Genomic DNA, 13,183 nt, shown 5'->3' with positions numbered 1-13,183 from the left:
CCGATCACGGTTCCTGCGAACGCATTTCGAGGGGCAGGTCGTCGGCTTGGATGCCCTGGGCACGCAAGGCGAGCGGAACCTGCCGGGTGAAGCGTCGCGGGGGCCGGTAGTGGGTGCTGTGATCCGACACCAGCAGCACTCGGCCCTGCCGCGCCACGATCTCCCCGGCGGCGGCCACGGGTCCACCGGCCAGGAAACTCGAGTGGTGGAATCGGCCGAGCAGGTGCTGCGGTGAGGAGTACACCGTGCCCGCGGCGTCCATGACGAAGATCGCCCGGCCGCCCTCCGGTGACCACAGGGTGCTGGCCGCGGTGGTGTCGAACAGGGCGCCGTCGGCGGAGTGGAGCAGCCCGTCGCGGGCGTGGAGCCGGAACCGCAGGCGCGCTTGCTCGTCGAGATAGGTGACGTGAGTGCCGTCCCACACCCGGTTTCCCGGCAGGTGCTCGCCGGCGAACTCCGGCCGCAACGGCGTCGTCTCGAACACGGTCGGCGCGGAATCCGTTCCGGTGCCGAACAATCGGCGCATGCGGTGGGCGAAGCCCGTCATGCGGGCACCAGGGTGACGATCACTTCGTCGGCCACCGTTTCCGCTTTCACCACGGCCTCGCCGAGGTACAGGGTCGCGGCGCGGGGTCGGCCGTCGGGCAGGGGTACGACCGAGACGGCGTCGACGCGGCGGCCGGTGAAGGCGCTGTACGGTTCCTCGTCGGTGACATCGAACGCGGTGTATTTGCCCGATTCGGCGACGTATTCGATATTGACCGGGTCGACGAGCGGTTCGAACGGGTCACGCCACGGCGCCGAGCGGATCCGCAGTTCGGAGCCGTCCACCCCGGAATCGAGCAACAGGGTGGCACCGTTGTGAAAGGTGAACTCGATCGGGCCCTCGGAGCGGTCGACCTCGTCACCGAGGACATAGAACATGCGGCGGACGGCGACAATGGTCCCGTCGACCGCGCCGTTGAGCGCGCTTCGGCCGTGTTCGTCGTTGTCGGACACCAGTTTCCTCTGACATCGCCGGGCAGATGAGCCATCATGTCGCCGCACCCGCTCGCCACGCAACTCCACCGGTGTGCCGCCCAGCGCCCGCCCACTCGTACCATGACTTCATGGGCGAGCCCACCCGGGACCTGGTGGAGCGTGCGGTCGAGCTGCTGGCCGGACGCCGCGTCGTGGTGGTGTCCGGGGCGGGGTTGAGCACCGACAGCGGCATCCCCGACTACCGCGGCCCCGACTCACCACCCCGCAATCCGATGACATATCAGCAGTTCGTCGGCGACGCCGCCTTCCGCCAGCGGTACTGGGCACGCAACCACATCGGCTGGCGGCGGATGGACGCCGCGCGCCCGAATCCGGGCCACCGCGCGCTGGCCCGGCTGGAACGGGCGGGCGTGGTCTCGGGGGTGATCACCCAGAACGTCGACCTGCTGCACACGAAAGCAGGTGCTCGCCGGGTCATCGACCTGCACGGCACATACGCCCGCGTGTGCTGCCTGCGCTGCGCGGCGGTGATCTCCCGCATGACGCTGGCCGAACAGCTGGAGGCGGCCAATCCGGGTTTCGCCGACGAGGTTTCGCACGGCGGCGGTATCGAGGTCGCGCCCGACGCGGACGCGGTGGTCACCGACACCGACCGCTTCCGGATGCTCGACTGCGCCCGGTGTGGCGGCATGCTCAAGCCCGACATCGTCTACTTCGGCGAAACCGTCCCCGCCGAGCGGGTGGTGGCGGCCTTCGCCCTGGTCGACGACGCCGAGGCACTGCTGGTGGCAGGATCGTCACTCACCGTGATGTCCGGTCTGCGATTCGTCCGCCGCGCCGCGAAAAACGGTGTGCCGGTGGTGATCGTGAACCGCGGCGCAACCCGTGCCGACGACCTCGCCGCCGTGCGCATTCCGGCCGGCTGTTCGGAGACCCTGTCCAGCCTGGCCGACCGGCTCACCATCGCGAACCCGGCCGTACCGCGATGAGCGAATCCGTCGAGGCGTACTTTTCGGGCAAACCGCACTCGCGTGAGATCTTCGGAGTACTGCGCGAATTGATCGCACGCAATGGACCGGTCGAGGTGGCGGTCGCTTCGCAGATCGTTTTCGCCGTCGCGCGGAAGTTCGCGTGGGTGTGGCTCTACAACGTCACCGGAAAGAATCCCGAAGGCACCGTCCAGATCATGCTCGCGCTCGACCGGGAAATGGCGCACGCACCGGTCTACCGGGTGACACAGGTGGGCCGTGCCCGCTGGAATCACCTGGTAGTGGTGCATTCTCTCGACGAAGCACGCGATCCACGACTGGCGGAGCTGATCGCCGCGGCCTACCGTTTCGGTGCGAAATGAACGGTAACTTGATCCCTCCGTGACGGCCCCGGATCCGACGTGGGTAAGCTCTGGCCACCAGCGCGTGAAGAGTTCGACCCGCGGCGCAAAGTTTTCCTCGCAGCGGGGTTGTCGGCCCTCGTGTGGGCCGAATGATCGACACCCACCAGCCAGCCGATCAGAACCAGGGCTTTTCCATGACCGATACCGTCGTCGCCGAACCACGCCTCACGCACCGCCAGACACTCACCATTCTGTCCGGCCTGCTACTCGGGGTGTTCCTGGCCGCACTCGATCAGAACATCGTCAGCGTCGCGATCGTGCGGATCGCGAACAGTCTCGACGGCTTCGACGAACAGGCCTGGGCGACAACGGCATACCTCATCACCGCGACCGTCACCACGCCCCTCTACGGCAAACTCGCCGACATCTATGGGCGTAAACCGTTCTATCTGCTGGCGATCGCACTGTTCGTCCTCGGTTCGGCGGCCTGCTGCTTCGCCCAGACGATGTACCAGCTGGCCGGGTGCCGCGCGTTCCAGGGGCTCGGGGCAGGCGGGCTGATGTCGTTGGCGTTCACCATCGTCGGTGACATCGTGCCCGCCCGCGAACGGGTCCGCTACCAGGGTTATTTCCTCATGGTCTTCGGCATCGCGACGGTGCTCGGGCCGGTGGTTGGCGGGTTCCTGTCCGACTACGAGAGCCTCGGCGGTATCGAGGGCTGGCGCTGGGTGTTCCTGGTCAACGTGCCGGTGGGTCTGCTCGCGTTCCTGGTGGTGTGGCGGGTGCTCGATGTCGGCCACACCCGGCAGCGCAGCCGGATCGACTGGTTCGGCGCGGTCGCGCTCGTGGTCGGGGTGGTGCCGCTGCTGATCGTCGCCGAGCAGGGCAGGCTGTGGGGCTGGACGTCCCCGAAGTCGCTGTTCTGCTACGGCATCTGCGCGGGCGGGCTGCTGGTGTTCGTGATCGTCGAGTTCCTGATGAAGGACGCGGCACTGATCCCGCTGCGGTTGTTCCGCAGTTCCACCTTCAGCGTCGCCATTCTCGGTGGATTCCTCATCGGTGTCGCCATGTTCGGGGCCATCACGATGGTTCCGCAATACCTGCAGGTGGTGCGCGGGTTCTCGCCCACCGAGGCGGGGCTGCTGATGCTGCCGCTGGTGCTCGGCATCATGGTCGGCGCCCAGCTGTCGGGCCTGATCACCAAGGCCAGCGGGCGCTACAAGGTGCTGCCGGTGCTCGGCGCGCTGATCCTGGCCATCGGCTGCGGATTGTTCGCCCGCATCACCTACGACGGTCCGCTGTGGCAGCCGCTGGCCTACAGCGCGATCATGGGTTTCGGGCTCGGCGGCTGCATGCAGACACTGGTGATCGCCGCGCAGAACGCGGTCGGGCGCACCGAGATGGGCGTGTCGACGGCGGCGGCCACGTTCTTCCGGCAGCTCGGCGGCACCCTCGGCGTCGCGGTCTTCCTCACCGTGCTGTTCGATCGCCTGCCCGGTTCCATCCTGAGCGCCTTCGGCGGCACCCTCCCGCCCGGTTTCGACGCTGCCCGGCTCGAGGCCCTGCAGAGCGACACCAGCGGCATCGCGGCCCTGCCCGACCACCTGCGGATCCCGATCCTCGAGGGTTTCACCGACTCGATGCACACCGTGTTCCTGCTGGCCGCCGATCTGGCGATCGTCGCCTGCCTGGTCCTGGTGTTCATGAAAGAGATTCCGCTGCAGGAGGATCCGGTCCCGGACGAGGCCGACGAGGGCGCCCGGTTGCGCGACGTGAGCCTCTACGACGCGCACGAGATGGCGGGCAAACTGCGGCCCGGCGCGACGGGCCGGGTGATCGCGGGTCTGCTGCGTCGTGACGACGCCCGCCCGGTCCCGTCGGCGACGCTCACCCTGATCGATCAGCACGGTCACCAGGTGGCGCGCGGTAACGGCGACGCCGACGGCGCCTACATGATCGAGGCACCACGACCGGGCAACTATGTCCTCATCGCGGCCGCCACCGGTCATCAACCCGAGGCGGTGAGCGTGTCGATCGGGGAGCGGGCCCAGCACGTCGATCTGATGCTCACCGGGGCGGGTGAACTCACCGGGGTGGTGCGCTCGGCGCGGCGCGGCGAACCACTGTGGGGTGCGACGGTGACCCTGACCGATCCCGAAGGGGAGGTGGTCGGGGCGGCTATCACTGGCGAGGACGGTACCTATGTCTGCCGCGACGTCGTCAGCGGCACCTACACCCTGGTCGCGGTAGCCGACCACATGCGCCCGACAGCACTCGCCCTGACCGTCCCGGAAACCGGCTCACTGCACCGCGATATCGACCTGGAACCGATGGCGATCCTGACGGGTTCGGCGTGGGTCGACGGCGACCGCCCGGTCGCGGATGTCGAGATCACCGTGCTCGATTCCAGCGGCGACCCGGCCGCCACCACCCGCACCGACGACAAAGGCCGCTACCTCGTGCCCGACCTGCCCGAGGGCGAGTACACAGTTGTCGCTCGCGGCTACCCACCGGTCGCGAGCCAGGTAGCGGTCACCCGCGGGGAGATCACCCACGACGTCACCCTGGGATACGACAACGAAGAATCGATGCATCGCCGGTAGTCGGTGTTCCGGTAAGTCGTGCGCGCAGGTCGGGGATCGGGCATCCAGCGCCTCGCTATCGGCGAGCGCGAACCGGAACGGCCTAGGCGGATTCGGCGACCTGTTCGGCGCGGTAGACCTCGGCCAGCTCGGCGAGCGGGATCGTGAGCGCTTCGGCGAGGCCGACGATGGTGCCGAACGCGGGGGAGGGCATGCGCCCGGACTCGATCTTGCGCAACGTTTCGGGAGAGATGCCTGCCCGCCCGGCTACCTCGTTGAGTTCCCGATCGCCCCGGGCCGTCCGCAACCGCCGACCCAGCCGACGCCCGGCTTCGACCTGGGCGGGGCTGAGCGGAAGACGAACCATGCCCCCGATGGTAAGTGCTCACTCACCGAGCCGCCAAGAAGGTGCGTCTGACGGCACGATCCGTCCCGGGCGTCGCGGCATCCTGGACGTGCCATCACCACGCTGTGGTGGCGGCCGCCACTCGGGAAGCGCCGCCATCAGAGGGTGGTGATCAACTGCCCATGAGCTAGCGGGTGGGACGCCAGGGGACTCGGCCGTCGCCGGTGGGTGTCCATTGCTCGGCCCAGTCCCAGACCTGCTGGAGGGACTCGGCCAGGCGGGCGCCCTCGGTGGTCAGCTCGTAGGCGCCGCGCGGCCCGTTCTTGCGGGTCAGGCCCGCGGACTGCAATTGCTGGAGGCGGTCGGAGAGCATGCTCGACGAGCAATTGCCCATCCGGCGGCGCAGGTCGAGGAAGCCGAGGGGGCCGGGCTCGAGTTCCCAGATCACGCGCAGCATCCACCGCTGCCCGAGCAGGTCGATCGCGGCCACGATCTTCGCGGAGGGTTCGGCGGTCTCGTCACCGCCGTTAGCGCTTCTCATTCAGAAGTACGCTAGCCGCTTCTGTATCAGAAGCATCCAGGCGCTGGGCGGGGTGCCGATTCCGGAATACCTCGGGGAGTTCCCCGATGTGTGGGGATGTCGTGCCGCCTAGCGTTGTCGAGGTGAAGACAAGTCGGGCCATGTCCACCCGGCCATCGACCGGACCTACCCACTGGCCGAGACGCCCGCAGCCATCAGCTACATGGAGTCCGAACATGCCAGGGCGAAGATCGTGATCACCGTCGCCGCATAGCTCGAATCGCCTGGAAGCAGGGTTTCTACCGGCCGTTGGGATCATCCGCCGGTTGCGCTTCTGATTCAGAAGCACGATAGTTGCTTCTGAATCAGAAGCATGCGGGTGGGAGGAGCACGATGGTGGAATCGACGGCGCGGCGAGTGGTGCTGGTGACCGGGGCTTCGCGCGGGATCGGTGCGGAGACGGCGAGACAGTTCGGTGCGACGGGTGCGCACGTGCTCGTGAACTTCCGGGAGAAACGCAAGCGGGCCGAGACGGTCGTCGCCGAGATCGTGGCGGCCGGTGGGAGCGCCTCGGCGCTCGGCGCGGATGTGTCGGAGGCCAGTGATGTCGCGGCCATGGCGGCCGAAATCCAGCGCTCTCACGGTCGGCTGGATGTGGTGGTGCTCAATGCTTCCGGCGGCCTCGAGCGTGACGCGGACCCCGGCTACGCGCTGCGCCTCAATCGGGACGCGCAGGTGGATCTCACGAAGGCGATGCTGCCCTTGATGCCGTCGGGCGGACGCATCGTGTTCGTCACCAGCCACCAGGCGCACTTCATTCACGAGAAGTCCGATGTACCCGCGGGTTACGCACCGATCGCGCAGAGCAAGCGGGCAGGTGAGGATGCCCTGCGCGCGCTGATGCCCGAATTCCGCTCGCGGGGAGTCGGTTTCACTGTGGTGTCCGGTGACATGATCGACGGGACGATCATCGTCCGGCTGCTGGAACGGCGCGACGCGAGCAGTGTCGCGTCACGCCGTGCGGCGGGCCCGTTGCCGACTGTCGAGGATTTCGCCGCGGCGATCGTGGCTGCGGCGCAGTCGCGCGACGCCGACGGGCGGACGGTTTATGTCGGCGGCGCGGACTATCTCACCTCGAGTGCCGTCGGGCACTGATCGTAGGTCGCCTAGCCCGTGGTTCGGCGTCGCAGTTCGAGGGCGATGTCGATGAGCTGGTCTTCCTGCCCGCCGACGAGTTTGCGTTCACCCGCGCGGACGAGCATTTCGGCGGCGGAGACGTTGTAGCGTTCGGCTTGGCGTTCGGCGTGTTTGAGGAAGCTGGAATAGACGCCCGCGTAGCCCATCATGAGAGATTGGCGGTCCAGGAGGCATTCCTGCGGCATGGCCGGGCGCACGACATCCTCGGCGGCGTCGGCGATGGCGAAGAAATCGATGCCGGTTTTGATCCCGAGTTTGTCGCAGACCCCGACCAAGGCTTCGACAGGTGTGTTGCCCGCGCCCGCGCCGAAGCGGCGTGCGCTGCCGTCGATTTGAGTGGCGCCCGCGCGAATGGCGTAGATGCTGTTGGCGACGGCGAGGTCGAGGTTTTCGTGGCCGTGGAAGCCGACTCGGGCGTCGGTGCCGAGCTCGGCGACCAAGGCCGCGACGCGGTCGGAGACCTGGTCGAGGACCAGGGCGCCCGCGGAGTCGACGATGTAGACGCATTCGCAGCCGGCGTCGGCCATGATGCGGGCTTGTCTCGCCAGCGCCTCAGGGCTTTGGGTGTGCGACATCATGAGGAACCCGACGGTCTCCAGGCCGAGGTCGCGGGCGTAGCCGAAATGCTGAATGGAGACGTCGGCTTCGGTGCAGTGCGTGGCGATGCGGCAGATGGAGGCGCCGTTGTCCTGAGAGATCTTGATGTCTTCTTTGACTCCCACGCCGGGCAGCATCAGGACCGCGATCTTGGCCTGCTCGGCGGTGTCGGCGGCAATGCGCACCAGTTCTTGTTCAGGGGTCTTGGAGAATCCGTAGTTGAACGAGGAACCGCCGAGTCCGTCGCCATGGGTGACTTCGATGACGGGAACACCGGCACCATCGAGGGCGGCGACGATATCGCGGACCTCGGTGGTGGTGAATTGGTGACGTTTGTGGTGCGACCCGTCGCGCAGGCAGGTGTCGGTGATACGGATGTCGAGATCAGCGGAGTACGGCATGGGAATTCCTAACGAGGCCGGGGCGGAGGGATGCGCGCTCACACGCGGGCGGCGTGGATCTGATCGGCCATGACTTCGCCGACCTTGGTGGCGGCGGCGGTCATGATGTCGAGATTGCCCGCATACGGCGGCAGGAAATCGCCCGCGCCTTCGACTTCCACGAACACCGAAACCTTCGCCAGGCCGCCGGAGATCACCGAGGGTTCGTCGAATTGGGGTTCGTTCAGAAGGCGGTAACCGGGCACGTATTGCTGGATGTCGGCGACCATGCGGTGGATCGAGTCGGTGATCGCGGCGTGGTCGGCGTCCTCGGGGATGGCACAGAAAATGGTGTCGCGCATGATCATCGGCGGTTCGGCCGGGTTGAGAACGATGATCGCCTTACCGCGCTGGGCACCACCGATGGTTTCCACACCGCGGCTGGTGGTCTTGGTGAATTCATCGATATTGGCGCGGGTTCCGGGTCCGGCCGACACCGACGACACCGAGGCCACGATTTCGGCGTAGGGCACCGGAACGACTCGCGAGACAGCGGCCACGACAGGAATCGTCGCCTGTCCACCGCAGGTGATCATATTGACGTTCGGCGCATCGACCAACGACGCGAGATTGACCGGGGGCACGACGGCGGGCCCGACCGCAGCCGGAGTCAAATCGACTGCCCGAATACCTGATTCGGCGTATCGCGGCGCGGCGGCACGATGCACATAGGCCGAGGTCGCTTCGAAAACGAGGTCGGGCTTCTCCGGTTGAGCGAGCAACCAGTCGACACCCTCGGCCGAGGTCTCCAAGCCGAGCCCACGAGCGCGCTTCAGCCCTTCACTGGCCGGGTCGATCCCGATCATCCACCGGGGTTCGATGGATTCCGACCGCAACAGTTTGTAGAGCAGATCGGTGCTGATATTGCCGGATCCGACGATCGCGGCAGTGACATTCCCGTTGGCCACGGTAAGCCTCCTCGAGTTTGGGGCCGGTGAACCGGCGAAGTACTGGATTTCCGCGTCGACTCAGCGGCAGAGAGGTAGCGCGGTGTCGGCCTGGGCGAAACGCAACCTAGGCGAAACGCAGACGGACCGAACCGAGTCCGGTGAATTCGGCGTGGAAGTCGTCGCCGGGGCGGGCGTCGATGGCGCGGGTGCAGGAGCCGGGCAGCACGATGTCACCGGCTTTGAGCCGCACGCCGAAGGTCGCGACCTTGCGTGCCAGCCAGGCCACCGCGATCACCGGGTCACCGAGGACCGCGTCGCTGCGGCCTTCGGCCACGACCTCACCGTTGCGGGTCAGGACCGCGTCGATGGCGGTGATGTCGATATCGGCCGGGGCCACGCGCTGTTCGCCCAGGACGTACCCGGCCGAGGAGGCGTTGTCGGAGATGGTGTCGGCCAGCCCGATCTTCCAGTCTTCGATCCGCGAATCGATCAGCTCGATCGCGGGCGCGTAGGCCACGGTCGCGGCCAGGACGTCGGCTTCGGTGCAGTCCTCGCCGGGCAGGTCCTTGCCGAGGACGAACCCGACCTCGACCTCCACGCGGGGCAGCAGGTACTGCGAGGTGTCGACGGGGACGTCTTCGAAGACTTCCATCTCGGCCAGTAGATGCCCGTAATCGGGTTCGTCGACGCCCATCATCTGCTGCATCGCCTCGGACGACAGCCCCACCTTGTGTCCGACCACCTGGGCGCCGTCGCGCAGTCGGCGTTGGATGTTGAGCAACTGGATCTCGTAAGCGTCGACCACGTCGATGCCGGGGTACCGGTCGACCAGCGGCGGCACGGCCACCCGATCCTGTTCGGCGCGGGCCAATTCGTCCGCGAGCTCGCTGCGCACGGTGGGGCTCAGCATGCTGCCTCCGTCCTTGTCGTGGTGATCATGCGTCCCATGCTCCTCGGCGGGAGAGCAGCCGAACGGTCCGCTTCCCGCTGGCCGGAAAGAAATTCGGTGGCTTTCCCGGATTCGGGGAAAGCCACTGTCACAGTTGAGTGGTGGCGGCCCGGCGAGGCATGAACGCGCAGGCCACGACCATGACCACCGTCATCGCGGCGATAGCGACGAAGACGAGATGTATTGCCCCGGCGAGCGTTTCCGGGGCCGGGTCCCCGGAGCCTGCGATGCGGGCGTTGACGATCGCGCCGAACACGGCGACACCGACGGCGCTACCGAGCGAGCGGGCGAACAGCGCGGCCGAGGTGACCACACCCCGCTCCGGCCAGGCTGCGCCGGTCTGTGCCGCGATGAGCGTGGGTGTGGCGACCAGTCCCATTCCCGCACCGACAACGAAACACGATGCGGCCACCTGCCACAGCGCTGAGTTCTCATCGATGAGCAAGGTCGAGGCGGCCCCGATCGTCGCAACACAAGCTCCAGACACCGCACAGGCCCGGAAACCGAAGCGCAGGTACACCTTTCCCGCCTGTGCGGCCGACAGCGGCCAGCCAAGCGTGAGCGCGCCGGTGACGAGCCCGGCAACCAGCGCACCGGTCCCCAACACCCCTTGGTTGAACATCGGCACATAGGTGGTGAACCCGAACAGCAGCGCACCACCGAGCATCGCCGCCACCGTGCTCGCCAGTACCACCGGCCGGGTGAAGATCCACAACGGCAGAATCGGCTGTGCCGCACGGGTTTCGACCACGACGAAGACGGTCAGCAGCAGTGCGGCTCCGGTGAACACGGCGATTCCCGTCGCCGAATCCCATGCCCAGGCGCGACCACCTTCGAGCAGGCCGAGGACCAGCGCACTCGCACCGGCGGTGAGCAGGAACGCCCCGGCACAGTCGATGCGGGAACGGCGCCGAGGAACCGTTTCGTCGAAGCCGCGCACCAGCATCCACGCGGCGAGCACAGCCAACGGCAGGTTGATCAGGAAGATCCAGCGCCAGCCGAGATAGTCGGCGAAGACGCCACCCAGCAGCGGGCCGGTCACCGACGCCACCGCCCACACTCCGGCGAGATAGCCCTGGATCGTCGCGCGCTCGGCCAGGGTGTAGAGATCGCTCGCGATCACCATGGTCGTCGGCTGGATCGCGCCCGCACCGAGCCCCTGCACCGCACGGAACACGATCAGCGCGAGCATGCTGCTCGCCAGCCCGCACAGCAGCGAACCGAGCGCGAAGACGGCGATCCCGAACAGCATCACCGGTTTTCGGCCGAACGTGTCGGCCAGCGCGCCGTAGACGGGAACGGTGACGGCCTGGGCGAGCAAGTAGCTGGAGAACAACCAGGGGAACAGCGCGAAATCGCCGAGACTGTCGGTGATGGCGAGCACCGCGGTGGCCAGGATCGTCGAATCGAGGGCGACCAGCCCCGTCGCGAGCATCAGCGACACGAGCACCGGCCCACGCTCGGACCCGAACCCGACCGATTCCCGCGCGGTATCAATAGCCACAGCGCACCTCCCGGATCAGAAGCGGATGCGAACTGTGCTGGTGCGCGGGTGCGCCTGACACGCGAGGATGTAGCCGGCGGCGATGTCGTCGTCGTCCAGCACGCCGGTCCTGCCCATCTCGACCTCGCCGTCGAGCACCGTGCAGGCGCACGAACCGCATTCACCTTCCCGGCACGAGTACGGGACATCGAGTCCGCGGGCCAGCATCACGTCGACGAGCGTCCGATCGCGGGGCCAGCGCAGCGCGTGGACGGTGCCGTCGAGCTCCACGTCCACGTCGGCGGCTGTGTCGTCGGAGGCGACGGGTACCGGCTCGGCGAACGGGTCGCCCGAGAGCGAGACGAAGACCTCGCTGGTCACCCGCTCCCGTGGACGATCCGCCAGTGCTTCGGTCACCGCGGCCATGAACGGGGCAGGACCACACAGGTACGAGTGGAAATCGGGATACGGGGCGGCGAAGCCGGCCAGCGAACCGGCATCCGGCAGACCGCGTTCGGACTGCAGCCAATGGGTCACCGTGAGCCGGTCCGGGTATCGCCGCGCGAGTTCGGTGAGCGCCCGATCGAAGATCACCGAGTCCCGATCACGGTTGGCGTAGAACAACACCACCTTGCCCCGCCCACCGACCAGCGCCGAGACCAGGATCGACAGCACCGGTGTGATCCCACTGCCCCCGGCCCACAACAGCAGATCCTCGTCGAGCGAGGCAGGCGTGAACGTGCCGGTCGGCGGCAACACGTCGATACTGTCGCCGGGGGATACGTTGTCGCACAACCAGTTCGAGCCGTACCCACCCTCGGTGCGCTTGACCGTCACCTTGGGCGGTTCCCCCGTGAGCGGCGAACTCGCCAGCGAATAACACCGCGCCACCGGCCGCTCCCCGGGTATCCGCAGTGTGAGGAACTGACCGGGCCGATACCCGAACCGCTCCTTCGCATCCTCGGGAACCTCGAACACGAACGAACGCGCCTCGGCAGTCTCCTCGACCACCGCCGCGACCCGCAGCGTCACCACCCGCGCACCAAGCGCCACGCCGACACTCGCCCTCGTCACCGATGTCCTCCTACGCTCGCGAACACGTCGCCACGACGGTCCCAGTCCCGTGCCGCCCTGGCAGCCCCGGCTCCCGGTGGTCGGGAGACCGCGTCGCGGTGCCCGCTCACCGGGAGATGCGGATTCGCTCAGGAGGTGACGGGCTAGCGCGGTGGATGGTTACGAACGCTATGAACGCCGGCTCGGCTATCCCCGGCCGCCGGCGGACGACGTCGTAGCGGTCGAGCAGCGCCTCGGTCTGCGGTTACCGCCAATCCGGGATGGCCGAATGAACTCGAACCCACTCTGGGAGTCGTGGGCTGACCTGATCACCGAGACCGGCCGACTTCCTTCCCTGTCCGCCTAGCTGGACACCAACGCCACAATGTCCTCGATCCGTACGATTTCGCCGGCGGCACCCCAATTGCCTTCCGGAATCTCGTTGATGTGCACCCACGCGGTGGCGGCGTCGGCGAAACGTGCAGGGTCCTCGTCGGCCTCCGCCAGCACCCGGTTGACGCGCCGCACGATGTCGCGGCGCTTTTCGTCGTTCATCGAGCCGGCTGGAACTCCCACTCGCACCATGTATTTCGGACTGCTACCGGCCGGGAGTTGCCGACCACCCACGAACCAGGCGTCGATCTCGTTCACCACCAGCCACGAGATGGAACGAGCCGCGGCGGTGTCGGGCGCACCCTCGGCGAGCATCACCTCCGAGACCAGCTGTCCGCCGATCTTCTCCCGGCTCTCCTGGCCGAGTGAACCTTTGGGAACGAACAATTCCACGAACGGCATCAGTCAGTCCTTTCATT

The 13,183-nt window shown here is 67.3% G+C and carries 14 protein-coding genes and 1 pseudogene; 5 read left to right on the top strand and 10 right to left on the bottom strand.

Going from position 1 to position 13,183, the window contains the following annotated elements; genetic code table 11:
- Positions 1-4 precede the first annotated feature (4 nt).
- Positions 5-547 carry a hypothetical protein gene (locus AB0I35_RS18680; RefSeq protein WP_357397326.1) on the bottom strand — a complete coding sequence of 181 codons (543 nt, stop codon included), beginning with the start codon at positions 545-547 and terminating at the stop codon, positions 5-7.
- Entirely contained in the window at positions 544-999 is a 456-nt protein-coding gene (locus AB0I35_RS18675; protein ID WP_067492129.1) for a hypothetical protein, read from the bottom strand. Before AB0I35_RS18675 ends, AB0I35_RS18680 begins: the two co-directional genes overlap by 4 nt.
- A gap of 110 nt (positions 1,000-1,109) precedes the next feature.
- Between AB0I35_RS18675 and AB0I35_RS18670 the strand changes: the two genes are divergently transcribed.
- The 3 genes from AB0I35_RS18670 to AB0I35_RS18660 all read left to right on the top strand — a co-directional run bounded on the left by AB0I35_RS18670 (position 1,110) and on the right by AB0I35_RS18660 (position 4,917).
- Complete coding sequence (locus tag AB0I35_RS18670; RefSeq protein WP_357397325.1) at positions 1,110-1,970, top strand: NAD-dependent protein deacetylase; 861 nt, start codon at positions 1,110-1,112, stop codon at positions 1,968-1,970.
- On the top strand, positions 1,967-2,332 hold the full coding sequence (locus AB0I35_RS18665; RefSeq protein WP_357397324.1) for a DUF5655 domain-containing protein: 366 nt from the start codon (positions 1,967-1,969) through the stop codon (positions 2,330-2,332). The genes AB0I35_RS18670 and AB0I35_RS18665 overlap by 4 nt, the downstream gene beginning before the upstream one ends.
- Positions 2,333-2,508: 176 nt before the next feature.
- Positions 2,509-4,917: an MFS transporter gene (locus AB0I35_RS18660; RefSeq protein ID WP_357397322.1), complete on the top strand. Its 2,409-nt coding sequence runs from the start codon at positions 2,509-2,511 to the stop codon at positions 4,915-4,917.
- 82 nt (positions 4,918-4,999) lie between these two features.
- On the opposite strand, the gene AB0I35_RS18655 is transcribed toward AB0I35_RS18660, so the two are convergent.
- Together AB0I35_RS18655 and AB0I35_RS18650 are read right to left on the bottom strand one after the other, a co-directional pair.
- A complete protein-coding gene (locus AB0I35_RS18655; protein WP_067492131.1) occupies positions 5,000-5,263 on the bottom strand; it encodes a helix-turn-helix transcriptional regulator in 264 nt (87 codons plus the stop codon).
- Positions 5,264-5,429: 166 nt separating this feature from the next.
- On the bottom strand, positions 5,430-5,783 hold the full coding sequence (locus AB0I35_RS18650; protein WP_357397321.1) for a helix-turn-helix domain-containing protein: 354 nt from the start codon (positions 5,781-5,783) through the stop codon (positions 5,430-5,432).
- A gap of 142 nt (positions 5,784-5,925) precedes the next feature.
- On the opposite strand from AB0I35_RS18650, the pseudogene AB0I35_RS18645 reads away from it, so the two are divergent.
- Together AB0I35_RS18645 and AB0I35_RS18640 are read left to right on the top strand one after the other, a co-directional pair.
- Positions 5,926-6,036: pseudogene (locus tag AB0I35_RS18645) on the top strand (zinc-binding dehydrogenase); the annotation flags it as partial.
- 119 nt (positions 6,037-6,155) lie between these two features.
- The gene (locus AB0I35_RS18640; RefSeq protein ID WP_357397319.1) at positions 6,156-6,917 is read left to right on the top strand and encodes an SDR family oxidoreductase; all 762 of its coding nucleotides are present in this window, start codon (positions 6,156-6,158) and stop codon (positions 6,915-6,917) included.
- An 11-nt stretch (positions 6,918-6,928) separates the two neighbouring features.
- Here AB0I35_RS18640 and dmpG read toward each other — a convergent pair whose 3' ends face one another.
- From dmpG to AB0I35_RS18610, 6 genes are all read right to left on the bottom strand, one after another.
- A complete protein-coding gene (gene dmpG / locus AB0I35_RS18635; RefSeq protein ID WP_357397318.1) occupies positions 6,929-7,957 on the bottom strand; it encodes a 4-hydroxy-2-oxovalerate aldolase in 1,029 nt (342 codons plus the stop codon).
- 38 nt (positions 7,958-7,995) lie between these two features.
- A complete protein-coding gene (locus AB0I35_RS18630; RefSeq protein WP_357397317.1) occupies positions 7,996-8,904 on the bottom strand; it encodes an acetaldehyde dehydrogenase (acetylating) in 909 nt (302 codons plus the stop codon).
- 106 nt (positions 8,905-9,010) lie between these two features.
- Entirely contained in the window at positions 9,011-9,796 is a 786-nt protein-coding gene (locus tag AB0I35_RS18625) for a 2-keto-4-pentenoate hydratase (protein WP_357397316.1), read from the bottom strand.
- A gap of 127 nt (positions 9,797-9,923) precedes the next feature.
- Positions 9,924-11,339, bottom strand: coding sequence for an MFS transporter (locus tag AB0I35_RS18620; protein ID WP_357397314.1), 1,416 nt, complete (start codon positions 11,337-11,339; stop codon positions 9,924-9,926).
- A gap of 15 nt (positions 11,340-11,354) precedes the next feature.
- The gene (locus tag AB0I35_RS18615) at positions 11,355-12,392 is read right to left on the bottom strand and encodes a ferredoxin--NADP reductase (protein ID WP_357397313.1); all 1,038 of its coding nucleotides are present in this window, start codon (positions 12,390-12,392) and stop codon (positions 11,355-11,357) included.
- Between the two features lie 342 nt (positions 12,393-12,734).
- On the bottom strand, positions 12,735-13,166 hold the full coding sequence (locus AB0I35_RS18610; RefSeq protein ID WP_357397311.1) for a hypothetical protein: 432 nt from the start codon (positions 13,164-13,166) through the stop codon (positions 12,735-12,737).
- Positions 13,167-13,183: the final 17 nt, after the last annotated feature.

The organism is Nocardia sp. NPDC050378 (genome assembly GCF_040655675.1).
In the GTDB taxonomy this organism is placed as follows: Bacteria; Actinomycetota; Actinomycetes; order Mycobacteriales; family Mycobacteriaceae; genus Nocardia; species Nocardia coubleae.
The sequence above is the reverse complement of the archived record's forward strand: the minus strand, read 5'-3'. Positions and strand labels throughout refer to the sequence as shown.

Coding starts and splice junctions, on each gene's coding strand:
- AB0I35_RS18625 (WP_357397316.1), bottom strand. CDS start 9,796: ATGCTGAGCCCCACCGTGCGCAGCGAGCTCGCGGACGAATTGGCCCGC.
- AB0I35_RS18660 (WP_357397322.1), top strand. CDS start 2,509: ATGACCGATACCGTCGTCGCCGAACCACGCCTCACGCACCGCCAGACA.
- AB0I35_RS18640 (WP_357397319.1), top strand. CDS start 6,156: ATGGTGGAATCGACGGCGCGGCGAGTGGTGCTGGTGACCGGGGCTTCG.
- AB0I35_RS18680 (WP_357397326.1), bottom strand. CDS start 547: ATGACGGGCTTCGCCCACCGCATGCGCCGATTGTTCGGCACCGGAACG.
- AB0I35_RS18650 (WP_357397321.1), bottom strand. CDS start 5,783: ATGAGAAGCGCTAACGGCGGTGACGAGACCGCCGAACCCTCCGCGAAG.
- dmpG (WP_357397318.1), bottom strand. CDS start 7,957: ATGCCGTACTCCGCTGATCTCGACATCCGTATCACCGACACCTGCCTG.
- AB0I35_RS18665 (WP_357397324.1), top strand. CDS start 1,967: ATGAGCGAATCCGTCGAGGCGTACTTTTCGGGCAAACCGCACTCGCGT.
- AB0I35_RS18655 (WP_067492131.1), bottom strand. CDS start 5,263: ATGGTTCGTCTTCCGCTCAGCCCCGCCCAGGTCGAAGCCGGGCGTCGG.
- AB0I35_RS18670 (WP_357397325.1), top strand. CDS start 1,110: ATGGGCGAGCCCACCCGGGACCTGGTGGAGCGTGCGGTCGAGCTGCTG.
- AB0I35_RS18610 (WP_357397311.1), bottom strand. CDS start 13,166: ATGCCGTTCGTGGAATTGTTCGTTCCCAAAGGTTCACTCGGCCAGGAG.